Raw genomic sequence first — 444 nt, 5'->3', positions numbered from 1 at the left:
ATCAGGGCCTGGATGCGGCCGGCCGCAGCGGGGGTGAGCTTGGAGACGCGGAACGTCCGGTTGCCGACCTGCAAGAACTGCGGGCTGCCGGCGACGATCGCGAGGTTGTCGGCGGTGAGCATGGTCTCTCCGTGGTGTGAGCGCAAGGGACGCGGGACGCAGCAGTCAGTTGGCGGAACGATCGGTGGCCCCGACGACCGCGGAGCCGATCAGCCCCCGGTTGCGCCGGCAGGACTGGGCGAGCGGGGCGAAGGCGGCCCGCTGCTGCGCCTGCAGGCGCCGGCGGGACGGCATCTGACGGGAACCGGTGCACTCGTGAATCTCGACTTCCTGACGTTCATCGGTGACACGATGCAGACGGCGATGCCGTTCACGCTGATCACTCCGAATCGCGTCTGCACCGAGATCGCGACGACCGCGGGAGCCGCGGCGCTCGATTCGATC

1 pseudogene is annotated in these 444 nt (G+C 69.4%); it reads left to right on the top strand.

Annotation, left to right across the window (positions count from 1 at the left end):
• Positions 1 to 120: 120 nt before the first annotated feature.
• Positions 121 to 444 (top strand): annotated as a pseudogene (locus I6F37_RS40100) (hypothetical protein); the annotation flags it as partial.

It is taken from the genome of Bradyrhizobium sp. NBAIM08, from assembly GCF_020193935.1.
Classification (GTDB): Bacteria; Pseudomonadota; Alphaproteobacteria; order Rhizobiales; family Xanthobacteraceae; genus Bradyrhizobium; species Bradyrhizobium yuanmingense.
The sequence above is the reverse complement of the archived record's forward strand: the minus strand, read 5'-3'. Positions and strand labels throughout refer to the sequence as shown.